Here is a 26,256-nt window from a genome sequence, read left to right as displayed (position 1 = left end):
GAACAGCATCGGAAACTCACTATCATGCGTAACGTTCAATCTCTGGGTGTCGCCGTTGCTCTTGCTTTTGGCCTCGTTGCGGTTGCCCCGTCGATTTCTTTCGCAAAGGCGAACCTCGGTACGCCGCAGTCGGCGTCCTTCTCTGTTGGAACGCAATACGACATCACTCACGTGTATGTGGCACCGGAGGACTTTGACAAGTTCACGGACAGCTTCGTCGCCACGTCGTGACGGTCCAAACGTGCGGCAGGCATACGATGCACTATGGGCGGACTACGAGTACGAGAAGTGGCGGTTCATCGGCTACGTGACGCAGCCTGTTCAGTACCGCGAAATCTCGCCATTCGACGGCACGTCGAATCGCCAACTGACCTTTAGCGGCGTGCGTTTCGAACGTCAGGGCGTTGGGCCTGGAGACCTATCTGGATATTATTCGCTTTACACCCGTGACGGCGCGCGGTTCCTCGATGCGCAAGGCGATGAGCATCGCAACGTGTTTGACCTGCGATATACGGGGAAAATCGCTGCAACAGGCCGTTCATTTCCGGGTCGGAGATTTCAACCGCGAGCTGGGCGGGAGCAACTCGGACTATGTTGGGCTGGAGCTGAAGTATGGCTGGTAGCGTCGAGCGGGCGAGCCTCGGACACCGTATCATGCGAGAGAAAAACAAGCTTTACGCTGCCTGTCAAGGCAGCGCTCGTGCTCTCGAAATTGCCCATGGATAATGTCCAGTTTTTCCATTACCTGCTAGTGCTGATGGCGGGCGCGTGCGTTCTGACCTGGCTCGCGGACCGTGTGGCATTTCCTCCCGCGCTCGCGCTCCTGGTCGGCGGGTGTTGCGCAGCCCTGTTTGGCGGGCATTCGCCCGAAATCGACCCCGGTCTTGTGCTTGCAGCGGTCCTTCCGCCGCTCCTGATGTCGAGTGCGTTTTATACGGCGTGGGACGACTTTCAAAGAGAGGTCGGCGCCATCATTTCCCTGGCATTGGGGGCCGTGATGTTCACCACGGTCGTCGTCGCGGCCGTCGTGCACGCTGTTAACCCTTCGTTGCCGTGGAGCGCATGCTTCGCATTGGGCGCCATTGTCTCGCCGCCTGACGCAGTCGCTGCGAAGGCGATACTTCAACGTAATCCGCTGCCGGGCAGGTTGGTGACCACGCTCGAGGGTGAAAGCCTGGTCAACGACGCGTCGGGTCTTCTGCTTTATCAGATAGCCATTCTGTCCGCATCGACGGCCAACATTACGCTGGCAAAAGGCGGCAATCTCTTTCTCGCGCTCACCGCCATTGGAGTCGCAGTAGGAGCTCTGAGTGGCACGGTGATGACCTGGTTGATAGCCAGGATTGAGGATGTCGCTATCGGCATCACGGTGACATTCATCATGGCGTGGGCAAGCTACGCCATAGCTGAGGAATTGGGCGGTTCTGGTGTCCTCTCGGTTGTGACGTGCGGACTAATATTGGGGATTTGCCAGCATCGGATTTTCGGCGCCAGCATGCGTCTGAAGGCGAAGGCCACATGGGAAGCAGTCGAGTTCATTCTTAACTCTCTGGTGTTCATCCTTATCGGCCTTGCACTGCGCGGCATCATGGTCCGCATGCAGCAGGAAGATTCGTTGCTGGTCGCTGGCCTGAATATGGCCATCCCGACCATCATCGCTACCTTCGTTGCGAGACTGGTATGGGTCGGCGTCGCGATGTACGTTCCGGGGCAACTGTTCAAGAAGACGAAGGTGGTTCGGGCCTGGTCGCTCCGCGAGTCTGTGATTCTCGCGTGGGCGGGTATGCGCGGAGTGGTCAGCCTCGTGGCCGCACTTGCGTTACCCAACGATTTTCCCGCGCGCGACCTGATTGTCTTCAGCTCCTTCGCGCTCATCATTTCCACCCTGGTCATCCAGGGTGGGACGTTATCGTTTTTGATTCGCCTCGTTCGAATTCGTCCGGTGAGGCGCCAGACGATGTCTGAGCTGGAGGCGAGGTCAAAAACATTCAATGCGGCGCTGCAGGAGCTGGAAGCGCGAGAGGCCGCCCGCGAGGAGGCCGAGGATGTTGCGCTTGAGCGGCTTGTGGACAAATACAGGATTCGGGTAAGCAATAATGACCGAGCCCATCGCGAAGGAGCCGAGCAGGTCAATGTCAGAGCGCGACAACTACGCCTTGAACTGGAAATGGTGAGCGTGTCGCGCCGGGAACTGTTGAAGCTCAAGGAGGCAGGGCGCATTGACGATGCGGTCCTGCATCGGATAGAAGCCGAACTTGACTTCGAAGAGCTGAGGCTCTTGCGCCTCCTGGAGCCCTGACTGGAGCGTGCCACGCGCACAGCCCGTGCAGCTGCTACTACCGGTGCTACCGCAAGCAACGAAACCGGACGACGACGCGGAGCTTGCTCGCGGCTCGCCTCCGACGGCACGGATGCGGGCTCGGATGCCAATATCGGCGTTGCGCCCCCCGGATGTCGACCTGGTCTGCGAGCGGATTCCCCCTTGCCAACGGACCCGCAGGCACGGGTGAGCGCCCGCATATGCTCATGATTGACGCGAGCCGAACATACCCTACACCGGTGCCTAACATTACGCGTGCGATTGCCGGAGACCGCAAGACCGCCAGCCTTTTATCCAAGTTCCAGGAAGCGCTTACCCTTAGACATTCTTCTTTCACCAAGCTCGGGCATGTCTGCCCTCGCTGTCGCCCATATCTTCGCGTAGCAGCAGGCCTTGCTGAGCACAGAGAAACTCTCACCCGAACAATTCCACCCCGCGGAGGCAATCGCGGAGCGTGTGCACCGACGTGCACTGCATCGACGGCGTATTTACTCAGTGATAGACGATGGCCAAATCTGTCGAAGCCACTTCTCGCGTTGCTCTGGCTCCGGCTAGTCGCCCCTGCTTAGATTGCCGAGGGCCGACGTTGCCAGGTACTAGCCGTGGTTATCGACCCAGGCGCGTGCCCAGCCTAGTCCCGCGAACTGAGCCTCTTCTTCCGTATCGAAAACACCGACTACCCCCGAGGCTTCAACCATCTTTGTGTCGCGGGTGATGGTCCCGCTGCCTGCGTATCGCTCAGGCGAAAGAATGTCCTCCTGCTGAAGTATGGCGTGACCGAAGATGCGGTATCCCTTGTAGCTTCCCGATTCCATCAGCGCACGACCTCAACATACGAGTCGACGGAAGGTGCATGGGTCCGCGTCAGGACCGGAAACATACCTGGTAGTGCCGGCCAGGTACCTTTCATCCTTCAGGTCCGGCCCTGAACCGTCGCGTTACGACGTGGACCTCGGTTCGGGCCAAGGCCACCCTCTCTTCTCGTTGCGGACCGCGACATCCAAAGCCGCGGCCGGCTTCGCCAAAAGCGGCGCCTCAAGCGACCAAGCTTCATCTTCGGCATCGTGCGACGGTTTGACCACCGAGTCCTCTTCGATACCCGAGAGTCCCGTGCCGAACCACGTCACTTGCTTCTGGACGTAGCTGATATACGCGTTCCAGCCGTCAACATTGCGGCTGAAAAGATGGCGCTGAACGCTTGACGCCAAGGCGTCGCGATTGAGCTCCGCCTCAAGCAGCTCCCTTGGCCACATGCAGAACGCACTAGCAACGCCTTGGCTGAACGCTGCCACCGTCACATCGGGCGACAGTGCCCGGAGGAACTCGAAATTCTGCAAAGAATCGTTTCCCTGCGCGAGCTGCGTCACCAACGCGCCTGGTTCGCTTGTCCTGGCCAAGCAGCTCAGGGCGTCGAGCATGTCGCCAAGGTGCAGCAACAGTTCTCGTCTGTCAAATCGGTCGTCCATGCAGTTTGTCCGCTGATTCATTCCTTGGGTTGACACGCTGTTTGGGCGCAACGTCTTGTCCGGTCGCTTCATATCCGGCGTGTCATGACCGAAAGGTCGACGTATTCTGATTGGAAGAAGCGGCAGTGCTGTCACTATCGGCGAGATGGCATCGCCATTTTGCGGCGCGACAACGTTTCAAACAACTCGAGTCACGGTCAACATTCGTCGCTTCTCAGTACATCCAATGCCGGAAGGACAAATGCGAACCAAAGTTCGCATTTGCAGACACATTAGCGCAACGGGAGCAGCAGTCTTACTGGACGGTGGACACCGTAGCGACGAACTGCTTTGCAGCCTTGTTGGCCGATTCGTAGGTCGCGTTCGCTGCGGAGAAGACTGAGTTCCACGCAGCTATAGCCGATTCACTTCCTGCAGGCGCGTTCTTTTTGAGGGTTTCGACGAACCCTTGAGTATCTCGCTGCAATTGCTCGCCCTGCGCTGTCGCGGCGGCCGAAATCTCGCTTTGAACTTGGGACACGATTTCGTAAACGCTGCGACCGTACGCGACTACCTTTTCCGCAGCAGGCTGGGAGAGGCTTGCTTGCAATGCGAGCAGCTCGCCCGGATTGCCGGCCGAAATGGCTTTGGTCACGATTTCCTGGCTTTCGGCAAGAGCCGCCTTGCTAACCTGCAAATTCAACGCGACCAGCTTTTCGAAACCTCCAAATGCCTTGTTCGCGACGCCAAAAAATGCGTCCAGGTTGGCTTGCTGGGCGGCAATCAACTGCTGAGGGGTAAGAGTGCTCATCACTGCTCCGTAAGGTAAGGCGGCAAGGGCTACGAGTGAAACCGGATACGCGCCAAGATGTGCGAAAGTTAAATGCTGCGCTGCACCATGAGTCCATTGTACGGGTCGACCTCAGGAAGTCAAACAGTTTCGGCGCGAGACGGCTAACTGCTTTTGCTGCACATCCATCGACGGATGTATCGAGACGCCTTACGGGTACGACTGAAGACCAATCCCATCTTGACTGCCCCTTATATCGCAACGGGTGCTGGCTGTGCGCCATCCGCCCTCGCGGCTCATGCGCATGGCGTTAACCCTAGCAAGACAAGACCGATTTCTGGCTCTATCCTCTGGATACAGAGTTCGGAACCCAAAAATCGGAGTTCGGAATTCAAGCCCGACCGAGCATCCCGATTAATCACTGGAGGAAACCAGACATGAGCGTCAAGTCAGACAAGATGGATGAGCAAAAGCGCACGGGTGGCTCCGCCCTGGTCACAAGGAAGCTAATTCCTTTCGGCGGGTACTTCACGAACAAGGTGCCCGAGCACGACGCCGAACTGACCGAAACCGGGCCGGGCACTCCTATGGGGGAATTCATGCGCCGCTTTTGGCATCCGGTGTGCATGTCCATCGAGCTAACCGATACGCCGCGTTTTCTCAAAATTTTGAACGAAGAGCTCGTGGCGTTTCGGGATAAGAGCGGCCGTGTGGGTGTGCTGCATGCCCACTGCGTGCACCGCGGCGCGTCGCTCGAATATGGTGCCATCCAGGAACACGGCATCATGTGCTGCTACCACGGCATGGTTTTCGACGTCGATGGCACGTGCCTGCACGTCCCTTTCCCGAAGGGCGAGGAGAAGGAAGCCGAGAAGTTCGCCTGCTCGATTCGCCAGGGCGCGTACAAGGCGGTCGAACGCAACGGTCTCGTTTTCGCATATATGGGTCCCCCGGACGACGAACCGCCATTTCCCGAATGGGAAGGCGACTTCACGGTGGCGGAGGGCGATGAACTGGTTCCGTACAGCAACTTCCAGCACTGTAACTGGCTGCAGGTCCAGGACAATGCCGCCGACAACTATCACCCGACGGCCTTGCATGCCGGCAAGAACGTCGTAGATGGACACTATCAAGGCACGACGTTCGACGAAGTCGGCGCCGCATCGATGGAAGTCGCGCCTGACATGAATTTTGTCCCGGTGCAGAGCGGTCGTAGTCTCGCTTGCGCCGGCGCTCGTCGAGTCGACAAGGACAAGCTTTTTGTCCGCGTCCAGCATCAGGTGCTGCCGAACCTCAGCCTGCATGCTTACACATCCGAGGACGGCTCGAAGAAGAAGCTTTTCAGCCGGTTCCACATCATCCGCTGGACGGTTCCGGTTGACGACGAAAACAGCAAGATGATTGGCTGGCGCGTTATGGGCCCGGGCATAGACACGCGAGGTATCGGCAATAAAGAGCTGGTCGGCTACGAGTCCATCGATTTTCTGGAAGGGCAGGTCGCGATGCGCCGCCCTGAGCGCTTCGGCAAGTACAAGCTGGAAGACCTGCCGCCCATCCCGCAGAATCACCGGGGGCGCGCGAACTATAAGGAAGCGCAATACGCGCCGGGCGACTACGAAGCCATCATCAGCCAGCGACCCATCGCTATCCATTCGCTCGAAAACCCCACCAAGTTCGATGCAGGCCTCTACCAGTTCCGCAGGATGTTGCGTGACGCGGTACGCGGCACGAATGCGGCAGCATCCGCACAAGGTTTCGCCGAGTGGTTCCGCGAACTCGGTGGCGCACCCAACAGCTATTGCTCCGGCAACGTGTTCGAGATTGCCGAAGGCGAGACTGTCGAGGATGAGATTGCCCGCCGTCGGAAAGTCCTCAAGACTGTCGTCGCAATTCTCACCGAAAGCGAAAACCTCAAAGGCGATATACGCGCTGAATTCGTCCGCGACAAGTTTGACGAACTCGAGCAGTCTCTGAAGCGCTGAGACCATGCGCCGTCTTTACGTGATTGCGTAAATACCAGCTGGGTCGGCCGCTCCGTTGTCGAATGGCAGGCTACCAGCGAGGAAGGGAGATAACGATGGAAACCTCACTGGAAACGGAAGAGGCCATTCAGGATATCGAAGCCGGCACGCTGGATGTACGCGTGAAGCAGGTACGGTACGAAGGGAGAGGCATCAACTCCTATGAGCTGACTAGCCCGGAAGGCGTGAAACTGCCGCCTTTTGAAGCGGGGTCGCACATTGACATCCACCTGAAGAACGGTGTGATTCGCCAGTATTCGCTATGCAACCCGCCGGCCGAGCGTCACCGCTACGTCATTGCGGTCCTGAAGGATGAAGCTGGCCGCGGCGGTTCGCGCTCCATGCATGACGACGTTGCAGCAGGCGACGTCGTCACCATCAGCAAGCCGCGCAACCACTTTGCGCTGGACGGCAATGCGAAGAAAGTCATTCTCATCGCCGGCGGCATCGGTGTAACGCCGCTCAAGGCGATGGCACACGAGCTTGAAGCACATAACGTTGATTTCGAAATGCATTACTGCGCTCGCAGTCGCGAAGCAGCAGCGTTCAGCGAAGAACTCTGTGACATGCGGTGCGCTGGCAAGTTGCACTATCACTTCGACGACGGCGAAAAGAGTAACCAGCTAGACCTGGCGAAGCTGCTCGCGCAGCCCTCGCCGGGAACGCATATCTATTACTGCGGGCCGTCCGGCTTCATGAAGGCATGTGCAGACGCGGCCAGCCACTGGCCGAAGGGCACGGTGCATTTCGAGCACTTCAAGGCGCCCGAGCAGCCGAAGCGTGTGGCCGCAAGCGCGGAATCCGCGGATGGGTGCAACGTGACCATCGCCAGCTCGGGACAGGTCGTGCATGTCGGAGCGGACCAGAACCTTGCCGAAACGCTCAATGCCGCCGGTGTCGACGTCCCGACGTCGTGCTGCGCCGGCTTGTGCGCGACCTGCAAGGTCCGTTACCGGGATGGTGATGTCGAGCACAACGACTTTATCCTCAGCGAAGAAGAGCGGCAGGAGTACCTCACTACGTGCGTGTCACGGCCAGTAAGTAAAACGCTGGTGCTCGAACTGTGAGTGACGCCGTCGCATCGCATTAATCCGGGCCGCCAAACATGTAGCGGCGGTCCTTTTCTGGAACTCGCCTGACGCAAGAGGAAATTGCCGAGCAGCTTTCGGTCTCGCGGTCGCCCGTTCTGCAGGCCCTACGGCTACATGCGCCGGGCGCATCGGCATCTGGTCGATGAAATCAGGATTGTTCTGGGCCGTGCGCCCAGCCCCCGCTGGAGACGGTGCGTCAGGCAGACGAAATTTCTGCATGACGCCAATGTGCTCTACGGGTGGCTACAAGACACTGTTACACCGCGTGATGAGCGAGATTTACCAGACCTCTACGTCTCAAGTCCGACTGCCGCGTAGAGCCAGTCTCGAAAGCGCCTGACCTTGTCCGTATTGCCGTCGTCCGCTCGATACGAAAGAAAGTGAGTTTCGCGACTCATGGGGATGAATTCGTCGTCGCCCAATATCACCAGGTCTCCCCGTGACAATTCCCGCTCAGCGAGTCGAGTGGTTTCGAGCGCGACTCCCATTCCGTCGACCGCTGCCGATAAGACCAGGGCGGCGCGGTCAAAAGATGGTCGCGGTCGGTTGGGAAGTGTCATGCCGTTATGTGCGAACCAGTCGGACCACGTGATGCTACTTAGCTGTGAGTCAATGAGCGTGACTTCATTTATCAGTTCGCGAACGTGCGTGCCGGCACGCAGTAACGTCGGAGAACACATCGGCGCAACTCTTTCGGCGCCCATGGCTACGGTGATGACCCCTGGCCGCTGCGCTGCTGACCCGTAGGAAATCGCAACATCGACTTCTCGGGCACGGGTCAAGTCGATGGGAGCGGCTCCCGAAGAGAGCCTGATAGTCACGTCAGGATTGTCGTGCATGAACTGAGGCAGTCGAGGACCTAACCACTTGGCTGCAAAGCTCGGCGCACTGTGGACTGCGAGCACTTGCGCAGTCGGTGCAAGGCTTACCTCATTGCATGCTGCTTCTATCACGTCGAAGACGCGTCCAAGGCTCTGCTGAAGACGTGCGCCCTCTAAGGTCGTTTCAACGCGTCGATTGTGGCGGACAAGTAGTGGGCGGCCGAAGTATTCCTCCAGCTCGCGGACCTGGTGACTGATTGCCGACTGCGTCAGGTGGAGCTCTTGTGCGGCCAGCGTAAAGCTCTGGAGCCGTGCAGTCGCTTCAAACGCGCGAAGTAGTACGAAGTTAGGAATACGTCTCATGCATGCCCCGATGTATGAACCTCATTCATGTTTGTATGAACAGTCATTGTTTGTCAACCTCGCTCGCACGTAAGACCATGACTGACATCAGCCCTGCTGATAAGGGTGAAGCAACGGTTGCCTTGGAGCTAACAAAACAGGCTTCATATTCTCCCCATTTACATCGAATTTAAGGAGCTAGCCATGGATACAGTAGTCGCGGAACCGAAGGTCGAATTGATTGTGAAGACCGGCAAGGTTTCAATCTACCAACCCGAACAGGAAGGTCTGATTTTTCCTGAGTTGCCGACGTTCAAGACCGCCGCGGAGCACCGGCAGTATCTGAAGGAGCATCTTGTCGCCGCGTGCCGCGCGTTCGCATTGCAGGGCTTCGATTACGGCTTTGCTGGCCACCTTACTGTTCGTGACCCGGAAAATCCGAACCTGTATTGGACCAATCCGATGGCCGTGCATTTCGCGCAGGTCAAAGTTTCGAACCTCATCTGCGCTGACCACAAGGGAAATGTCGTCGAGGGCCAGTATGCCATCAACCGTGCAGGCTTCGTGCTCCACGCTGCCGTGCACGAACAGCATCAGGACATCGTCGCTATGTGCCACGCGCATACCGTGTTTGGAACTGCATTCGCCGCACTCGGAAAGCCGCTTGCGCCCATCTCGCAGGATGCGGCTGCTTTCTTCGAAGACCACGTCGTCATCGGCGACGAGGCCGGCAAGGTTGCTGTCGAAGTGAAAGGCGGCAACAAGGTTGCAAACGCCTTTGCCGGCGCGAAAGCTGCAATTCACCAGAACCACGGTCTGCTCACGGCAAGCCGTCACAGCATCGACTCGGCCGCCTTCTGGTTTATCGCACTCGAACGTTGCTGCCAGCAACAACTCATGATTGAAGCGACTGGCGTCACGCCGAAGGAAGTAACGCCGGAGCGCGCTCGCTACAGCCGCGAACACGTCGGCAGCGACTACATCGGTTGGTTGCACTTCCAGACTATCTGGAATGACCTCGTCGCTACTCAGCCCGACATGTTCGACTAACCCGGTTAGCGTGCCCCAGCTTTCGGCGGTGTCAAGCCCGGCATTGCCGTGAGTTAGCTGAGGCGGAGAAAAGCACAAATAGCACCCGCCTCTAACAGAAGGCCCCTCAGGAGACAACAAAATGAGTTCCCATAGTCCGGTCGCATATCTGGAAGCTAGTGAGTCGTCGGCGTTCGCCAAGGCAGCGTGGCGATTGATTCCCTTCCTGTTCCTCTGCTATCTCTCCGCATATCTCGACCGAATAAACGTAGCATTCGCCAAGCTACAGATGCTGAATGACCTTGGCTTTAACGAAGCCATCTACGGATTCGGCGCAAGCGTGTTCTTCATCGGCTACCTTATCTTCGAGGTTCCGAGCAATCTGATGCTCATGCGCGTTGGTCCGCGTCGCTGGATTGCGCGCATCATGGTCACGTGGGGTTTAATTTCTGCCGGCATGATGTTCGTGAAAACGCCGGCGATGTTTTACACCATGCGCTTTCTTCTCGGGGTGGCGGAGGCCGGTTTTTTCCCAGCAATTGTTCTGTACCTCACGTATTGGTTTCCGTCCTCACGTCGCTCCAAAGTCACAGCACTCTTCATGACTGGCATCCCGATGTCTGGTGTGATTGGCGGCCCCCTTTCCGGATGGCTGATGACGGCGCTTGCTGGGGCTCATGGAATGGCAGGATGGCAGTGGCTCTTTCTGCTTGAGGGCGTTCCGACGGTTTTGCTCGGTGTGGTCGCGTTCTTTTTCCTTGATGACAAGGTGCAGGATGCAAACTGGCTGTCCGAATCAGAGAAGTCTGTCATCGAGGAGAAGCTGAAAGAGGAGGAACCCGAAAATGTCCTTCATTCTGTCAAAGACGGCTTGTTGAATCCGAAGATTCTCCTCGTCAGCGGAGTCTACTTCTTTTACACGATGGGCCTGTACGGGGTCAGTTTTTGGCTGCCGACCTTGATAAAATCAAGCGGCGTTTCGGACCCGCTCAATGTTGGTTTGCTCACTGCGATTCCGTATGCCGTCGGTGCCATCGCCATGGTTGTCGTGAGCCGGAATTCAGACCGCACGGGGGAGCGTCGGTGGCATTTGATTGTCCCGGGCGTCGCGGGTGCGTTTGGATTGGCGTTGAGCGTATGGTTTGCCCACTCGACTTTGCTGGCGATGATTGCCTTGATGATTGGGACCATGGGGGTCATGACGACCATCTCGCAATTTTGGGTCCTGCCGCCTGCATTCCTCAGTGGAGCTGCCGCGGCCGCAGGACTGGCCTTGGCAAACTCGGTCGGAAGTATCTCGGGAGTGGTCAGTCCCTCGCTGATTGGCGTAATCAAGAACGCTTCCGGCTCGGCTGGCGCCGGAGTTCTTGTACTTTCAGCCAGTCTGCTGATTGGAGGGCTGCTGGTACTCCTCGTTCCTCCGAGTCTCGTCAATAGTCGACGTCGCTAGGCGGACGAATCGCAATAGTTTTGCCGGCACGGGTAGCTGTACCTGTGCCGGCAAGGTTATTTGGCGGTCGGGGCAACACCCCTTGGCATCATGGTGCAGAACGGTGATTTCTGTCGACCGAAGCGACTGCCTGACTCATATGACGAACAAGATTCTCCCTTGCGAACTCGGTATGCTGAACGCTGAGCTTCGCCGCCAGTTCTTCGTCACCTTGGGCTATGGCATCGGCAATCGCGGCGTGCTCGTCCCAAACGGTCTTTCGTTGACCGGCTACCTGGTGAACCGCTCCCATCACACGTCTCAGATGCAACCAGTGCAGACGCGCGTTCTCGACGATGAGAGGGTTTCCGGACGCGGCGTAGATAGCAGTGTGAAAGGCCATATCGGCCTCAATCATGGCCCGAATGTCGTTGCCCTTCGAAAGCTTCCGACCATTGGCGACCAATGCCTTGTCAATCTTTACTCGCTGCCGCGCGGCCAGACGCGCAGCCAAGCTGTCGAGCGCCCCCCGAAGTTCGTAAAGATGCCCAATTCGCGTTGCGTTCAAAGGGGTCACCTGCAACCCGCGGCCCGGCGCATCCTCCACCAGTCCGTCTTTCTTCAACATGCGGAAAGCTTGCAGTACGGGCGACCGTGAAACAGCTAGCTGCTCCGCGATTTCCTCCTGGACAATACGGGTGCCCGGGGCGATAGAGCCCTCGCTGATAGCGTCTACCAGGACCCTGTAGACCTCGTCTACGTAGTCGGTACGGGCCTGAATCTTCAGGAGTTTTGCTGGCATGGCGATGCTGACTGTGGATACAGAATACCGTCAGCTTACCAGCATTGATTGCGCACACGGAAGTCACTTCCCGAAGCGTGCGTTTCCGGCCTCACGTTCGAGTCAGATTCACGGCGTTGTAGATGCTGGGTGTTTCGCGTGATTTGAAATTGATTGCCGCAATCGACGGCCGTTCACGAGAGGTCTGAAGTCCGGTTGAGCGGACGTCGACGAATCATCATCGATTGCGCCCTGGCGCTGCGGTGATAACTAGCGGATGGACTGCCTGCTACGCGAAGGCATTCGTTACGCGTCCCATTCCGGCGCGAACGGCGGAGTTACGAAGCGGTGGTCCTTCGGCAACATCGCAATGGCGTGCCGGTCATCATCGTCGAGTTTCACCGCCAGCGCGTCGAGATTGGCTTTCTGACTTTCGCGGCGTTGAGCCTTGGGAATAACGGCCACTCCGTTCTGTTCCAGAAGCCACGCAAGTGCATGCACTCCCAGGCTGGTTCAGGTCCGCAGCGCAAGCCGCCGCAGCGTTCAGGCGGACAATTTCTCATTTTTTGATTGTTGAATAAAGTACGTACTGTTCAAATCACTCGTGATTAACCTATCTGAATGAGACTGGCATTGGAGGGAATATGACATTTGATGGTCGGCTGTTTTCTGGCATCACTGTGCTCGCCGCAGTCGCGGAGAGCGGCAGTTTCGTGCGCGCAGCAGACGCTCTCGGATTGTCGCCATCGGGCGTTAGCCGTGCTGTTTCACGCCTCGAGAAGCGGTAGGCGTGAGGCTGCTTGACCGTACGACACGCTCGCAGACGCTGACCGACGAAGGGAGACGTCTATATGACGCGGTTGGCCCGCATCTGACGGGCATCGAGGAGGCGGCTTCAGCGGCGTCGGGTTCAGCGAACGTTGTGCAGGGAAAGCTTCGTGTTAACGTCGACCCGTTCCAGGCGTTGGTTTTTTGGGGTGCTATTTTCCAAGGGCGGTCGCCTGATGTAGAGCGGCAAGCGGTAGTGGTGCAGTGCGGCATAGGCCACTCTGGAACCATATTTTTGAGCGGCGGCAAACGCGCTACAGGCGCCGTTGCCTCAAACTTTGCGTCTCGGGAAGAACCCGTGTTTTTGGGGGCCAGATTTTCCGCCAGGCTTTGATTGCTACGGCAGCTATATGCGTCAACCAGTCGATCGGGGGTGAGGGAAGATGTTCGACGCGAACTTTGTTGTCATTTTTTAATCCTTCGGTATTTGGCGGCGCATATAGCCGCGCGGCAGCTGCAGAAATCGCATCGTTTCACGCTAGCGCTAGCGCTGGCGCGGGCACGCCCGCGGTTGCGGACAACGCGATCGCGTTGCTGCTTGCGCTGCGCGTGGGGCGCTTCAGCGCGCCAGCAGCGCGACCGTCGCAATCCCGAGCACGGTCATGACCAGCGACGCCCCCACGTGAATGACGATCTCGCCGGCGGCCCAGCCAAGCCGGCCGTCCTGCAAGCGCTGCACGACTTCCGCTGAAAAGGTCGAAAAGGTCGACAGTCCGCCCATCAGGCCGGTAATGACAAAGAGCCGCCATTCCGGCGCGATCTGCGGCGCCCGCGCGAATCCCGCGATGGCGACGCCGATGACGTAGCCCGCAATCACGTTGGCGGCGAAGGTGCCGAGCGGCAAACCGGCAAATATGCCGTTCAGACGGATGCCGAGAAACCAGCGGAACAGCGAGCCGAGCGCGCCGCCGATGCCAACCGCGAGAATGGACAGATACATATCGATAAGGTCTGGCAGCAGTGTCGAATGGTCGTCGGAATGGGTCGCGCGCGCCGGCCGCCGCGTCCGCGGTCAGCCGGGGCGAAGCGGAGCGTGGTCGACCCGCTGCCGGTGCGTTGCCGGCCTCCAGGCAGTCGGGAAGCAGTCGAGCTGCTGGCGACGAAGCCGCTCCGGCGCGCAAGTCTATCATCGGCACCGCGCCCGCTGCAGCGACGGCGCGCCGTGTCGCGCAGGCGATATCGATAATCAGCCGACGCTTTCGCGCTCCGGCGTCGCCGAAATCTTGTGGATCGACAGGTCCGCGCCGTTGTATTCGTCTTCCTGGTCGAGCCGCAAGCCCACCGTCAGGCGAATCGCGCCGTATCGCGCTCTGCCTTTGTCTTCGCGTCAAAACGCCGACATAATGTGCCGTCCCCCCGCGCGTCAGCTGCCGGGCCACCGAACTCCAATGCGCACGCATGAGACTGACTACCAAAGGCTTGCTGCTGATCGCGATTCCGGCCCTCCTCGAACTGGCGCTCCTGTCCGGACTGGTCAAGGCGCAGGCGGATGCGACGCAAGCGGAGCAATGGGCCATCCATAGCGAAGAAGTGCTGCGCAAGACCACCGCGATTCTCGAACCGGTGCTCGGCGAATCGGTGCGTCTGCGCGGTGCGGTGCTTGCCGGCGATACCCGCTTCGCCACGCCTGTCACGCTGTGGGTGGACGTCGACCGGCGCATCGATCAACTGGCCGAGCTGGTTGCCGACAACCCGGCGCAAGTCGAGCGCGTGGTTCAGATGCGCCAGGCTGTGCAGGCGTATCGCCAGTGGTCGGACCGCATGCAGGACATGCTGCGTTCTGGGCGGCGGCGCGATGTCGTCGAGCGGTTCCACGATCTCGCGACGGCCGACGTGCTCGATCGTTTCCGCCAGCAGGTGGTGGCGTTCCAGACCGAAGCGCGACGCCTCGACACGGAGCGTTCGAATGCCGCCGACGCCGCGCGCGAACGTCAGCAGATGCTGGTGGTCGCCGCGGTGTTCGGCTCCTTGCTGTTCGTCGCGCTCGCGGTCTGGCTCTTTACGCGCGGCGTGCGCGGCCGTCTCGCGCTGCTGTCCGACAACGCCGGGCGCCTTGCGGGAAATGAGCCGCTCGCGCCGCTCGGCCCAGGCACCGACGAGATTGCCCGGCTCGATCTGACCTTGCACGAAACCAGTCGGCGTTTACTCGAAGCCGAGCGTTTCCAGGCGCGCTTTCAGTCCGATCTGACGCGCCGCGCCGGTGAGCTTGCGCGCATCAACGAGACCTTGCGGCAGCAGACCCAGGAAAACGAAATGTTCATTTACAGCGTGTCGCACGACCTGCGCGCGCCGCTGGTGAATCTGCAGGGATTTTCTAAAGAACTGATTCGCGCCTGCGACGAGTTGCGCTCGGCGGTGCGCGAGTCGTCGCTCACGGTCGAGACCCGGCAGCGCATCGAACGGGTGGTCGACGAGGATATCGGCGAAGCGCTGTACTACTTGCAGACGGCCGTGCTGCGCGCATCGCACATCATCGACGCGCTGCTGCGGCTCTCGCGCGTCGGCCGTGTCGAGTACCGGCAGCAGAAGGTCGAGGTGCGTGACATCGTGCCTCGCGTGGTCGATGCGATGCAGGCGTCGATCCGGGCGCGCCGCGCCCGCGTCATCGTCGATGAATTGCCGGCGGTGTGGGGGGACCCGACCGCGCTCGAGCAGGTGTTCGCGAATCTGATCGGCAATGCGGTCAATTATCTGGACCCGTCGCGCGAAGGCAGCATCGAGATCGGCACGACGCCGGCACCGCCGGGCGTGCACTCGCTACGGATTTTCTATGTGCGGGACAACGGTCTGGGCATTCCGGCCGTCGCGTTGCCGCGGCTTTTTAACGCGTTTCAGCGGCTGCATGGCAATGTGGCAGCGGGCGAGGGGATCGGCCTCGCGCTGGTACGGCGCGTGGTGGAGCGGCACGGCGGGCGCGTGTGGGCGGAGTCGAAAGAAGCCGAGGGGACGACCTTTTATCTGTCATTGCCCGAGGCCGAGGCGCGGGCGGCGCACCTGGCCGCCGAGGCGGCGCAGGCCACGCTCGAAGCGGGTGGTCTTAATGAAGTGCGCGATGCGCGGGAGATGCGTGATGGTCGTGATGGTCGCGATCCAGCGGGCGGCGGCAGCGCTGCTGCGCGCGCCGCCGATGCGGCGCAGAGCGTCAGTACGCGGTAAATAAACGGCGCGGTTTGAGCAGCTTGCTTGCGCGAATCGACCAGTAGCAACTGAAGCAGGCGAGGATAACGACGCCCGTGAGCGCCTCCAGCGGCGCCGGGCGCAGGCCGGGCAGGCCCTCGAGCGCGAACAGGCCGTGCGCGAGGATCAGCAGCGCCGCCCACAGCGAGCACGCGGCTTGCAGCAGCAGACGCGTGCCGGCAAGACGGCGCGCGCGGTTTTCCCGCGACCAGTCGGCCCGCGAGCGCGCGCAGAAAAAAGCAATTGCCATCAGCGTGACGGCGAGAATGACAATCCAATCAGTCAGTTCCATCGAAAAAGGCTCCCAAGTCAACCGGCGACTGTAGGAGAGCCTTCCGCTGCAAACTATCGGACTAGTCTCAAATGCTGATGGGATTAGCGAGCGCACGTTGTCGCGAGGACAAGGCGCCCGCCCCGGGATCAAAGTTCGATGCGGGTGCCGAGCAGCACGAGGAATTGACGCAGCCACTCCGGATGAGCGGGCCATGCGGGCGCGGTGACGAAATTGGCGTCGGTGATCGCCGCGTCGACCGGGATGTCGGCGTATTCGCCGCCGGCCAGTTTCACTTCGGGCGCGCAAGCCGGGTAGGCGGAAATGCGCTTGCCGCGGATCACGTCGGCGGCGGCCAGCAACTGTGCGGCATGACAGATCGCCGCGATCGGCTTGCCCGCTTCGGCGAATTGCCGCACGAGTTCGATCACCTTATGGTTGAGCCGCAAATACTCCGGCGCGCGGCCGCCGGCGATCGCTAGCGCGTCGTACTGGCGGGCGTCGGCGTCGTCGAAGGAAGCATTGAGCGTGAATTGATGCCCCGGCTTTTCAGTGTAGGTCTGGTCGCCTTCAAAATCATGGATCGCGGTCTTGATGCGATCGCCTGCCTTCTTGTTCGGACACACCGCGTCGACTACATGGCCGACCGCCTGCAGTGCCTGAAACGGCACCATCGTTTCGTAATCCTCGGCGAAGTCGCCGGTCAGGAACAGGATCTTCTTTGCTGCCATCGTATGCCTCCAATTGATCGACGGAACACATTGAACGCGTATTTACGTTCAGGCAGTCTACTCCAACGCGTTTGACAAAACCGCGACGGATCGTGCGGCGGCCAGTGCGACGGCTCTTGCAATTGACCTGTCGGATGGCGCAAGCCTTCGCCACGAGGCGCTTGCGCGGGCTTTCGTGTGCTCGCCGCGGAGACCGTGCAGCGCAACGGCGTATCATTGGCGCGTTTTCGCATGCAGAAGCCGCTTGACGCGGCTCATACTCAAACATGATTTCATCTATTCGTTCGCCGTTGCTGCGTCGTGCCGCTTTTGTCGTTCTCGCGTTGAGCGGCCTGGCTGCTTGTCAGAAGAATGATGCGTCGGCAGGGCAGGTCGCCGGCAAGCTCGACGACGCCGCGCAAGCTGCCGGTCAGAAGCTCGATCAGGCGGCCAGCTATGTCGGCCAGCAAGTCGACGCGACCAAGGCCGCCGCGCGGCAGAACCTCGACTCGGCCTCCGCGCCGTCGGTCAAGATCGATCCGGCATCGCTCGCTTCAAGCGCGCAAGCCAATCTGCAAGGCGCGGCGAGCGCGGCCAACGTGCAACTCGGCAAGGCTGCTTCGCTGACCGGTCAGGGGCTGGAGACGGCAGGGCGAAAGCTGCAGGAATGGTCGGCGCAGAATACGGCGTCGTCGGCGACCGCTTCGACTGCTTCGTCGGCTTCGAGCGATTCCAGCGATGCGCAAAAGCAGATGGACAAGTAACACGCCGGCGAGCCCGTTCGACGGTTTGAGGACGGTTTGACAAGCGGATTAAATGTAATTACCATGGTTACACATTGTCGTTGCCAGGCAGGTTTGCTGTGAATACGAGTAGCCGGTTTGCGTTTGCGGTGCACGTGCTCGCGCTGCTGTCGTTGCAGGAAGGCGTGCCGCTATCGTCGGAGATGATCGCGGGCAGCGTGAATACGAATCCCGCGCTGATCCGGCGTCTGCTGACCATGCTGGCCGAAGCGGGCCTCACCAGATCGCAGCTTGGCGCGGGCGGCGGCGCGCTGCTGGCTCGGGCGCCGGAAGACATCACCTTGCTCGAGGTGTACCGTGCGGTGGACGACGCGCAATTGTTCGCGCTGCATCGTGAGGAGCCGAATCCGGCGTGCATGGTCGGGCGTCATATTCAGGTTGTGCTGCGCGACATCATCGACGAAGCACAGCAGGCAATGGAGGCATCGCTTGGCGCACGCACGCTTGCCGATGCCACCGCAGACATAGTGCGTGCCGAACGGGCGCGCGAACGCAAGCGGCGCCCGCACGGGTGACGCGATAGAGATGCTGTACGAGAGGGTGCGTGTCGAATAGTCAAGACACTCGCGCCTGATAATGGACGGGGCCGTGGCCCCTCTTTTTTCCGCATTATATGTAATTGACATGGTTACATATAGGCTAATGACAGGAGCATTGAAATGAGCAAGCAGTTGAAAATCGCATTGTTTGGCGCCACCGGCATGATTGGTTCGCGGATTGCAGCAGAGGCCGCCCGGCGCGGCCATCAGGTGACGGCGCTGGCGCGTAATCCGGAGCGCGTGCCCGCCGACGTGGCGAATCTGAAGGCCGCCAAGGCGGATCTGCTCGACGCCGCCAGCGTCGGCGCCGCGATGCGCGGTCACGACGTGGCGGCAAGCGCTTACGCGCCGCCGCACGGCGATGTTGCGGCGCTTACGAAAGCGACCCACGCGCTGGTCGAAGGCGTGCGCGCCGCCGGTCTGAAGCGCCTCGTGGTGGTGGGCGGCGCGGGCTCGCTCGAAGTCGCGCCGGGCAAGCAACTGGTCGATACGGACGGTTTTCCCGAAGCCTACAAGGCGGTCGCGCTCGCGCACCGTGACGCGTTCAACTATTACCGCAGCGTGGCCGACCTTGACTGGACCTTCTTTGCCCCCGCCGCGCTGATCGCACCGGGTGAGCGCACCGGCAAGTTCCGCACCGGCACGAACACGTTGCTGGCCGACGCCGAAGGCAACAGCCGCATTTCCGCGGAAGACTTCGCGATCGCCTTCGTCGATGAACTGGAACAGGGCCGTTTCATTCGTCAGATCGCGACGGTGGCTTATTGAGCATAGTGGGACGGCTATCACGCATGCGCCCTGCACGCGTGTGACAGCCGGCGCGTCGCACGCAGAGGGAGAACCAGCCCGGCCTCACATTCCGGGCATGCGCAAGCGTCCTAACATTCGGTTACGCATGTTCGGTCGCTTGCGATGCAACTGCGGCTACACTGGCGTCTCCCGTTTTCTTACGGATCGCCATGCAGTCATGCCCGTTGCGGCGTGAGTCCGGGGCTACGCCGTTCAACGGCGGGCAACCGGCGACTCGCGCCGCCTTTCATTTTCCTTTTGGTCCTGCCCGGGACGACGCTCGCCGCGGCGTTCGCGCGCGCGTGGCGGTGTGGCTCGGCGCATGGCCGGCCATTGTTTGCCTCGCGCTGCTGCTGTGCCTGGGATGGATGCCCGCCAACGCGCAGGCTGCCGGCAGCACCCCGGTCATTCCGGCGTTGCAGAGCCTGATCAATAGCGCGACGGCGACGACCGCCGCCTCCAGCGCTTCGGCGGCAGAGGCGGCCTCCGCGCCGTCGCCCGCCAGCCAGGCGGAACTGGCACGCTCGCTCGACAGCGTGATCGCCACGCTCGACAACGATCGTCAGCGCACCGCGCTCGTCGCGCAACTCAAGAAGCTGCGCGACGTCTCGCAGAACGTCGCACCGCCGGCGTCCGCGCAACCGAGTCCCGGCTTGCTGGGCGCGATCGCGTCGGGCATCGCGTCGTTCGAATCCGGCGTGCATCAGGGCCGCTCGCCCGTGCAGTACTGGGGCGGACGCTTCAATGCGGCCGGCAACGAGTTGTATACGATCATTTCGGGCCAGGGGCAGGAGAGCCTCGGCCACATCGTGTTGTCGATGTTCGCGATGCTGGCCGGCTGGGGCGCCTGCGCCGGCGCCCTGATCTATCTGCAACACCGCTTGTACCGGCGCTTCGGCATCGTCATGGGACTCAAGCCGAACCCCACCACGCGCGAGTTGCTGATTTTCGCGCTGCGCCGCGTGGGTCCCTGGATCGTCGCGTTTCTCGCGGCGCTCCTGTTCGTGCACGCGATGCCCGATGCGCTCGGCCGCACGCTAGGCATGGTCGTCGCCTATGCGATCGTCGCGGGCGCGGTGTTCTCGGCGATCTGTCTGATCATGTTTTCGCTGTTCGGCTCGGGGCATCGGCGGGTCGCGGTGCATCTGCTGATCGATCGCGCGCGGCGCCTGCTATTCGTGGTCGGCGTGTGCGGCGCGCTCGGCGATGCGGCCGTGAATTACGACGTCGCGCATCAACTCGGAACGAACCTTGCCGCCCTGATTTCGACCGTGGCCAACATGACGGCCGCCGTGCTGACCGCGTATTTCGCGGTGGCGTTCCGCCGCCCGGTCGCGCATCTGATTCGCAACCGGACCTACGAGCAGCGCAACGATCACAGGGCCGCGACCGACGCGTTCGAAGTGCTCGCTTCGCTATGGCACGTGCCGGTGCTGGTACTCGCGACGGCCTCGGTGGTGGCCACGCTCGGCGGCTCGGGCAGCAGCGAAAACGTGCTGCAGATTTCTCTGGTGACCGCGCTGTTGCTGGTGCTGGCCTTTTTTCTGTCGGCCATCGTGCTGCGCATGACGCGCCCGCGCAGTCCGCGCGCACGCCGCCGCTCGCCGTATCTGACGCGCTTGCTGCGCTTTTCCGGCACATTGCTGACGCTCTTCATCTGGCTGTTTTGCTTCGAACTGGCGGCGCGTTTGTGGGGTGTGTCGCTCGCGGCCGTGGTCGAGAAAAACGTCGCGGCGCGCGGCATTGCCCACGCTGTGACGGCGATCATCGCGACGGTGTTCATTGCGTGGCTGTTGTGGATTCTGGTCGACACGGCGATTACTGAAGCGCTCAACCCGGGCAGCCTGCGCAACAAGTCGCGTAATCCGAGCATGCGCGCGCGCACGATGTTGCCGCTGGTGCGCAACGTGCTGCTGGTGTCGATCATGACGATCGCCGGGATCGTCACCGCGGCCAACCTCGGCATCAACGTGACGCCGCTGCTGGCAGGCGCGGGCGTGATCGGCCTGGCGATCGGTTTCGGCGCGCAATCGCTCGTGACCGACCTGATCACGGGCCTCTTCATCATCATCGAAGACACGATTTCAGTCGGCGACTGGATCGACGTCGACGGCGGCCACGCGGGCACCGTCGAGCATCTGTCGATCCGTACCGTGCGGCTGCGCGACGGGCAGGGCGCGATTCACGCGATCCCGTTCTCGCAGATCAAGATCGTGAAGAACCTGTCGCGCGATTTCGCCTACGCGGTGTTCGAAGTGCGGATGGGGTTCTCGACCGACGTCGATCAGATCACGCAACTGATCCGTGAAGTCGGCGCCGATCTGATGGCCGACTTCCGTCACCGGCGCGAAATGCTCGGGCCGATCGAGGTGTGGGGACTGGATCGTTTCGATCCGAACTGGATGGTCGTGAAAGGGCAGATAAAGACGCGGCCGTTGCAGCAATGGAGCGTGGCGCGGGCCTTCAATCTGCGGCTCAAACGCAAGATGGACGAAGCCGGCATCGAGATTCCCGTGCCGCAGATGCGTGTGTACACATCGTCGAAGGATAACGAAGGGCAAGCGCTGCCGGACGACGACCTTCCCGGGTTCGGCGTGCATGGCCACGCCCATGCGCGCGCTGATACGGCCTCATCCGGACGGGCCGTTCATGCGCCTGCCGCGGTGGTGCGCGATGTCTCGCACGAACCGCGTCCTGCGCCGCCGCCAACTGGACAGACCGCGCCGATTCCGCCGCAAATACCCACAGCAGGCGAAGCAGGCGGCAAAAGCTGACTGAATGACGAGCGGGTCATCGGCGAAGGTCAAGGCCTCACCCCGCATCGCCCTGCGCAATGAGCGCGCTTAGGCGAACACTGGCGCGTAGTCTGCACGTACCACGTCGTTGACATGCGTGGCGATCTGCGCGCCCGGGACGCCGTAGATATGCAACGAGACAGCGGGTTCGCTGCTGCAATTGCCCAGCCGATGAATGCCGCCGCGGCCGCCGCGCACGAACGACACCGCGCCGCTGTTGCGCGCTTGTGTGCGTGTGGGGCTCGCGCAGTGCTGCGCGCCGTTCCATTCGAATACCGTTTCGCTCAGCGTGCCGTCCAGCACCGCATAGCCGCACCACGTGTGATGCCCATGCACGGGGCTCGCCTGATGCGGCAGCCAGACCAGTGCGGCAATGGCATAGCGGCCCTGCGGATCGGCGGCTAACAGATGACGCCGATAGCGTTCGGCCGAGCCCTCGCGTTGCGCAGGCGTGAGCAGCGCGGGATTCGCCGCGGCGTCCGCGAGCGCGACGCGCATGGCGCGAGCGAAAAAGGCGGAGTCCGACGGCTCGGGAAATTTCGCACAGGCTGAGAAGATCGCGTCGAGCGCGTCGCACAGGTGCGCGACCGGCGCGCTTCGTCGCGTACGTGCCACCGCTTCATTTGGCTCGGCAAGCTGCGCGCCGCTGGAGGAGGGGCGGTCGAAAGGTGTCGGACGGAGGCCTTGGTTCATGATGGCTGTGCAGCGGGCGGCTGCTCCTTCACTATTTTTGGATAGCCACATTTATACCTGTTTGTCTGGAGAAAGAGTTTCCATATAATTCCCCTTGTGTTCTTAAAAATAGAATAATTTTCTATAAGGGCGAGGTGATGGGAATGGATATCATCGATCGGAAGCTGCTTGAACTGCTGCAGGGAGACGCGACCCTGCCGATCGCCGAGTTGGCGCAACGCGTGAACCTGTCGCAAACGCCGTGCTGGAAGCGGCTGCAACGTCTGAAGGAGGCGGGCGTGATTCGCGCGCAGGTGGCGCTGTGCGACGCACGCAAGCTCGGCGTGGGCACGACGGTATTTGTCGCGGTGCGGACCAACCAGCATACCGAGGCCTGGGCGCAGACTTTCACGCGTGCGGTGCAGGAGATTCCGGAAGTCGTCGAGGTATACCGGATGAGCGGTGAAACCGATTACCTGCTGCGCGTGGTGGTGTCCGACATCGACGACTACGATCGCGTCTACAAGCAGTTGATCGCTGCCGTACCGCTGTACGACGTGAGCTCGAGTTTCGCCATGGAGCAGATCAAGTATTCGACGGCGTTGCCGGTACGGCCGTCGGCCGTTGTGGAAGGGCGCTAGCGGCGAGTTGCGGCAGTCCCGGCGCCTGGCTGCTGCAACGCACAAGGCAAGGCTGCGAATCTGCCCGCAACACCCTTTGAGCCTGTCCAATTGCAAGCCGTGTGCAAGCTCAGTGGGCGTAGAATGCCGCCTTTCCAGACTAACCGCGACTGCCTCGCGAACCGAGCCCGCCTCATGAACAATCCGCCGCGCAAGAAGAACCCGACCTTCGGCATTGCCATCTTTATCGTGGTCGCGGTGCTGCTGGTGATCGCCACGCTCTTCTATAACGCCATCACGGAAAAGCGCGATTTCGACCGCCTGAATACTCCGGCGCCGTCGAGCGCATCGGACGCGGCGGCAGCGGCAGCAGCGAGCGGCGCTTCGCAATAAAGCGCGCAAGCCGCGGCGCATTGCGAAGCGGGTTGCTCCGTTGCGGCCTCTACGAATCTCACTCTTCCGGCAGGCGAATCACGCTCGCATCCTTGCGAATCTGCGCCGACGCCGCGAGCATCTGCTTGCATTGATGCGCAAGCAATTTGACGTCATGCACGGCGTCCGCCGAATAGCCCGGCGATTTCTCCGCCTCGACTACCATCGCGTCCAGCTCGCGCGTCAATTGTTTGATCTGCTCGCCCTGATCGGCTGGCGGCGCGTTGCCGGCCTCGGCTTCGGTCAGATTGTCGCGGACTATGCTCAGCGCGCGTTGCAGCGGTTGTAGCGAGACGCCCTCCGGTTGTTGCGCCGAGGTGCGCAGCAACGGCGCCGCCACCGTGATCTGCGACGCCAGCACGTGGCTGCGCACCAGCAGGTCGTTCAGTTCCGGGACGAACTTCTGCGCCGACCTGGGCTCCAGCATCATGCGCTGGAATGCCTGGCCGAGATTGGCAAACGCGACATGGACGTTCTTGCGCGCGAGCCGGTAGCGATAGTCGCGATCGAGCGCGGTAGCAGCGGCTGCGGCGGCAGCAGACGTCGCGGTAGCGGGTTTGGCCGTGACGTTGCCGACGGTAGTGATGCCCGGGTTCGTGCTCACGCCCGCACCCGCACCAGCAACCGCGAGCGCCGGCGTGCCGAACTCGAGCGCCGGGTCCGCCATCGCCGCGACCGGCGCGCGCGCGCCGGCTTCGGTCACGGTCGCTGCAACCGCGGCGGCCGGTTTGCCGCTCCACCACCAGCTCGCTTCCAGATACTGCCGGGTCGCGCTGATCATGTTGTTGACGAGCTTGCCCATCAACCGGTATTCCCAGTACGGGAACAGGTGGCTTGCCGCAATCGCGATCGCGCAACCCACCACCGTATCGATCGCCCGTTCGCCAATGATGCGCATGCTGCCCGGCGCGAGCAGATGGAACATCAGCAGCACATACGACGACGTGAACACCACGCTAGCCGTGTAGTTGAACAGCAGCAGGCTGTAGCTCATCACCATCGACGCGAACATCACCACCAGCAGAACGGCTGGCTCCTTGACGAACACGATCAGCGCAATGCTGACCGCGCAGCCGATCAGCGTGCCGATGATCCGCTGCCCGTTGCGCTGCTTGGTCAGCGAATAGCCGGGCTTCAGAATGATGACGGTGGTCATCACGATCCAGTAGGCGTTGGTGAGCGGCAGCAGACGGCCGAGCCAGAAGCCGACCGCGACGGCAATCGTCACGCGCAACGCGTGGCGGAAACTCGGCGAGGCCATTGTCAGATTCGAGAAGATTTGTCGGAACGGCACGCGGCGGCTCGATACGAAACGTGTGAGCGCCTGGTCGAGGCGCAGTTCGGTTTCGGTGACGCGTGCGTCGCTCGACAGGCTCTTGCGCATCTTGTCGATCAACCGTGTCGCGCTCCAGATGCGCCGGAAGGTGGCCGACACCGCCGAATAAGCCTCGGGGTTTTTGGCCGGCAGATCCTGCTTGCGCATCAACTCGATCTCGAACTCGATGGCGCGCAATTCGGCTTTCACATTGACACGCGTACGCGGCGCCTGGTTTTGCAGCACCGCGAGCCCGATCTCTTCGAGATCGGCGGCGGCTTTGCGAATCAGATCGCGATAGAACACCAGCAGATCGGAGCCGCCGAACGTGTTGCGCACCAGCGGGTAATCGGTATGCGTGCCGACAAACAGTTCGTGCAGATCGACGGTGTTGACGAACAGATTGAACAGCATCGCGCGGCGCGGTTCGAGCCGGCCGGTTTTCAGCTTCGGCAGGTTGCGCAACACGATGTCGCGCGCGGCATCCTGGCGATCGACCGCGGAAATCTGCTTGTCGACCAGATTGCGATAGCACTCGTCCAGATCGTTATCGAGATCGTAGAACGCCGCGCGCGCGAGCAGATAGTCGGCGCACGCGAACACGCTTTCGGCGAGCGCCTGCTGTTCGATGCGATGCATCATCCAGCGGCTCACCAAAGTCGACCAGTAGGTGTACCAGAGGCCGCCCACCAGAATCCACGACGCATTGACGAGCGCCTGAATCGGCGTGAAATGCTCCTCGAGCGTCATGACCATCATGAAGAGCGTCGCGAAGCTGATCTGCGGCCAGCGGTTGCCGTACACGACGATCAGGGACAGCACGAAGGTCAACGGCACGACCGTGCACCACAGCGTCACCGAGTTGACCGTGGCGAGGCCGGTGGCGAGCGCGGCCAGGAAGCCGATCACGCTGCACGCGAGCATTTCGTTGTGCTTGTACTTGAGCGGTCCCGGCATATCGACCACGCACGCGCCGAGCGCGCCGGTCGCGATCGTGAAGCCGATCTCCCGATCGTTAAACACGATCAGGCACAGTACAGCTGGTAACGAGACGCCGACTGCGATGCGCAGGCCGCCATAAAAGTACTGGCTATAGAGGAATTTTTTTATCTCGACCGAATAGCGCATCGACTGCCTGGATTCCATTCACAGAGAAAGCCGCGGTTGAAGGGACAGACCCAAACTGCCGTCGAGTCTAACTGATTTTGCCGGCGATCTGACCGCATCCGTTTGGCC

The 26,256-nt window shown here is 61.0% G+C and carries 24 protein-coding genes and 4 pseudogenes; 16 read left to right on the top strand and 12 right to left on the bottom strand.

From position 1 onward, the window contains the following. Window positions 1-24: 24 nt before the first annotated feature. The 3 genes and pseudogenes from SB772_RS20825 (at window position 25) to SB772_RS20815 (ending at window position 2,299) form a co-directional block, all read left to right on the top strand. Window positions 25-231, top strand: coding sequence for a hypothetical protein (locus SB772_RS20825; protein WP_410835091.1), 207 nt, complete (start codon window positions 25-27; stop codon window positions 229-231). Next, a pseudogene (locus SB772_RS20820) lies at window positions 227-517 on the top strand (alginate export family protein); the annotation flags it as partial. The gene SB772_RS20825 and the pseudogene SB772_RS20820, both read left to right, overlap by 5 nt. Before the next feature lie 201 nt (window positions 518-718). Next, entirely contained in the window at window positions 719-2,299 is a 1,581-nt protein-coding gene (locus tag SB772_RS20815; RefSeq protein WP_410835123.1) for a cation:proton antiporter, read from the top strand. Window positions 2,300-2,916: 617 nt separating this feature from the next. On the opposite strand, the gene SB772_RS20810 is transcribed toward SB772_RS20815, so the two are convergent. From SB772_RS20810 to phaP, 3 genes are all read right to left on the bottom strand, one after another. Further along, window positions 2,917-3,135: a hypothetical protein gene (locus SB772_RS20810; RefSeq protein ID WP_410835090.1), complete on the bottom strand. Its 219-nt coding sequence runs from the start codon at window positions 3,133-3,135 to the stop codon at window positions 2,917-2,919. Between the two features lie 123 nt (window positions 3,136-3,258). Continuing rightward, the gene (locus SB772_RS20805; protein WP_410835089.1) at window positions 3,259-3,786 is read right to left on the bottom strand and encodes a hypothetical protein; all 528 of its coding nucleotides are present in this window, start codon (window positions 3,784-3,786) and stop codon (window positions 3,259-3,261) included. A 295-nt stretch (window positions 3,787-4,081) separates the two neighbouring features. Next, the gene (gene phaP, locus SB772_RS20800; protein ID WP_410835088.1) at window positions 4,082-4,576 is read right to left on the bottom strand and encodes a TIGR01841 family phasin; all 495 of its coding nucleotides are present in this window, start codon (window positions 4,574-4,576) and stop codon (window positions 4,082-4,084) included. 416 nt (window positions 4,577-4,992) lie between these two features. Between phaP and SB772_RS20795 the strand changes: the two genes are divergently transcribed. The 3 genes and pseudogenes from SB772_RS20795 to SB772_RS20785 all read left to right on the top strand — a co-directional run. Continuing rightward, entirely contained in the window at window positions 4,993-6,537 is a 1,545-nt protein-coding gene (locus SB772_RS20795) for a Rieske 2Fe-2S domain-containing protein (RefSeq protein ID WP_410835087.1), read from the top strand. 95 nt (window positions 6,538-6,632) lie between these two features. Further along, entirely contained in the window at window positions 6,633-7,643 is a 1,011-nt protein-coding gene (locus SB772_RS20790) for a PDR/VanB family oxidoreductase (protein ID WP_410835086.1), read from the top strand. A 59-nt stretch (window positions 7,644-7,702) separates the two neighbouring features. Next, window positions 7,703-7,780 (top strand): annotated as a pseudogene (locus SB772_RS20785) (winged helix-turn-helix transcriptional regulator); the annotation flags it as partial. A gap of 177 nt (window positions 7,781-7,957) precedes the next feature. Here SB772_RS20785 and SB772_RS20780 read toward each other — a convergent pair. After that, the gene (locus tag SB772_RS20780) at window positions 7,958-8,851 is read right to left on the bottom strand and encodes a LysR substrate-binding domain-containing protein (RefSeq protein ID WP_410835085.1); all 894 of its coding nucleotides are present in this window, start codon (window positions 8,849-8,851) and stop codon (window positions 7,958-7,960) included. Window positions 8,852-9,034: 183 nt separating this feature from the next. Here SB772_RS20780 and SB772_RS20775 point away from each other — a divergent pair, with 183 nt between their 5' ends. After that, window positions 9,035-9,880 carry a class II aldolase/adducin family protein gene (locus SB772_RS20775; protein ID WP_410835084.1) on the top strand — a complete coding sequence of 282 codons (846 nt, stop codon included), beginning with the start codon at window positions 9,035-9,037 and terminating at the stop codon, window positions 9,878-9,880. Window positions 9,881-10,001: 121 nt separating this feature from the next. Then, on the top strand, window positions 10,002-11,309 hold the full coding sequence (locus SB772_RS20770) for an MFS transporter (RefSeq protein WP_410835083.1): 1,308 nt from the start codon (window positions 10,002-10,004) through the stop codon (window positions 11,307-11,309). Between the two features lie 88 nt (window positions 11,310-11,397). On the opposite strand, the gene SB772_RS20765 is transcribed toward SB772_RS20770, so the two are convergent. Both SB772_RS20765 and SB772_RS20760 read right to left on the bottom strand, forming a co-directional pair. Next, window positions 11,398-12,090: a GntR family transcriptional regulator gene (locus tag SB772_RS20765; protein WP_410835082.1), complete on the bottom strand. Its 693-nt coding sequence runs from the start codon at window positions 12,088-12,090 to the stop codon at window positions 11,398-11,400. Window positions 12,091-12,375: 285 nt separating this feature from the next. Continuing rightward, entirely contained in the window at window positions 12,376-12,570 is a 195-nt protein-coding gene (locus tag SB772_RS20760; protein WP_410835081.1) for a hypothetical protein, read from the bottom strand. Window positions 12,571-12,713: 143 nt separating this feature from the next. Between SB772_RS20760 and SB772_RS20755 the strand changes: the two are divergent. Next, a pseudogene (locus SB772_RS20755) lies at window positions 12,714-13,027 on the top strand (LysR family transcriptional regulator); the annotation flags it as partial. Window positions 13,028-13,456: 429 nt separating this feature from the next. Here SB772_RS20755 and crcB read toward each other — a convergent pair. Then, window positions 13,457-13,837 (bottom strand): fluoride efflux transporter CrcB, encoded by a 381-nt coding sequence (gene crcB, locus SB772_RS20750; protein WP_410835080.1) that lies wholly within the window; start codon window positions 13,835-13,837, stop codon window positions 13,457-13,459. A 246-nt stretch (window positions 13,838-14,083) separates the two neighbouring features. After that, window positions 14,084-14,212: pseudogene (locus SB772_RS20745) on the bottom strand (ammonium transporter); the annotation flags it as partial. Window positions 14,213-14,295: 83 nt separating this feature from the next. Here SB772_RS20745 and SB772_RS20740 point away from each other — a divergent pair. Beyond that, window positions 14,296-16,053 carry a sensor histidine kinase gene (locus SB772_RS20740; protein WP_410835079.1) on the top strand — a complete coding sequence of 586 codons (1,758 nt, stop codon included), beginning with the start codon at window positions 14,296-14,298 and terminating at the stop codon, window positions 16,051-16,053. Here SB772_RS20740 and SB772_RS20735 read toward each other — a convergent pair. Further along, entirely contained in the window at window positions 16,040-16,366 is a 327-nt protein-coding gene (locus tag SB772_RS20735; protein WP_410835078.1) for a hypothetical protein, read from the bottom strand. The genes SB772_RS20740 and SB772_RS20735 overlap by 14 nt on opposite strands. Before the next feature lie 128 nt (window positions 16,367-16,494). Beyond that, window positions 16,495-17,076 (bottom strand): DJ-1/PfpI family protein, encoded by a 582-nt coding sequence (locus SB772_RS20730; RefSeq protein ID WP_410835077.1) that lies wholly within the window; start codon window positions 17,074-17,076, stop codon window positions 16,495-16,497. Between the two features lie 266 nt (window positions 17,077-17,342). Between SB772_RS20730 and SB772_RS20725 the strand changes: the two genes are divergently transcribed. The 4 genes from SB772_RS20725 (at window position 17,343) to SB772_RS20710 (ending at window position 21,960) form a co-directional block, all read left to right on the top strand. After that, window positions 17,343-17,819, top strand: coding sequence for a hypothetical protein (locus SB772_RS20725; RefSeq protein WP_410835076.1), 477 nt, complete (start codon window positions 17,343-17,345; stop codon window positions 17,817-17,819). Between the two features lie 98 nt (window positions 17,820-17,917). Then, the gene (locus SB772_RS20720; protein ID WP_410835075.1) at window positions 17,918-18,373 is read left to right on the top strand and encodes an Rrf2 family transcriptional regulator; all 456 of its coding nucleotides are present in this window, start codon (window positions 17,918-17,920) and stop codon (window positions 18,371-18,373) included. A 144-nt stretch (window positions 18,374-18,517) separates the two neighbouring features. After that, window positions 18,518-19,165, top strand: a complete 648-nt coding sequence (locus tag SB772_RS20715; RefSeq protein WP_410835074.1) for an NAD(P)-dependent oxidoreductase — start codon at window positions 18,518-18,520, stop codon at window positions 19,163-19,165. 191 nt (window positions 19,166-19,356) lie between these two features. Further along, window positions 19,357-21,960: a mechanosensitive ion channel family protein gene (locus SB772_RS20710; RefSeq protein ID WP_410835073.1), complete on the top strand. Its 2,604-nt coding sequence runs from the start codon at window positions 19,357-19,359 to the stop codon at window positions 21,958-21,960. A 69-nt stretch (window positions 21,961-22,029) separates the two neighbouring features. Here the strand turns inward: SB772_RS20710 and SB772_RS20705 are convergent, their stop codons facing one another. After that, the gene (locus SB772_RS20705; protein ID WP_410835072.1) at window positions 22,030-22,674 is read right to left on the bottom strand and encodes a cysteine dioxygenase; all 645 of its coding nucleotides are present in this window, start codon (window positions 22,672-22,674) and stop codon (window positions 22,030-22,032) included. Between the two features lie 137 nt (window positions 22,675-22,811). Between SB772_RS20705 and SB772_RS20700 the strand changes: the two genes are divergently transcribed. After that, entirely contained in the window at window positions 22,812-23,294 is a 483-nt protein-coding gene (locus SB772_RS20700; RefSeq protein WP_410835071.1) for an Lrp/AsnC family transcriptional regulator, read from the top strand. A gap of 174 nt (window positions 23,295-23,468) precedes the next feature. Beyond that, window positions 23,469-23,666 (top strand): hypothetical protein, encoded by a 198-nt coding sequence (locus tag SB772_RS20695; protein ID WP_410835070.1) that lies wholly within the window; start codon window positions 23,469-23,471, stop codon window positions 23,664-23,666. Between the two features lie 58 nt (window positions 23,667-23,724). On the opposite strand, the gene SB772_RS20690 is transcribed toward SB772_RS20695, so the two are convergent. Then, window positions 23,725-26,148, bottom strand: a complete 2,424-nt coding sequence (locus SB772_RS20690; RefSeq protein WP_410835122.1) for an FUSC family protein — start codon at window positions 26,146-26,148, stop codon at window positions 23,725-23,727. Window positions 26,149-26,256 lie beyond the last annotated feature (108 nt).

The organism is Paraburkholderia sp. SIMBA_030 (assembly GCF_046535245.1).
In the GTDB taxonomy this organism is placed as follows: Bacteria; Pseudomonadota; Gammaproteobacteria; order Burkholderiales; family Burkholderiaceae; genus Paraburkholderia.
Note: the sequence above shows the minus strand (reverse complement) of the source record. Positions and strands in the feature narration are given on the sequence as shown.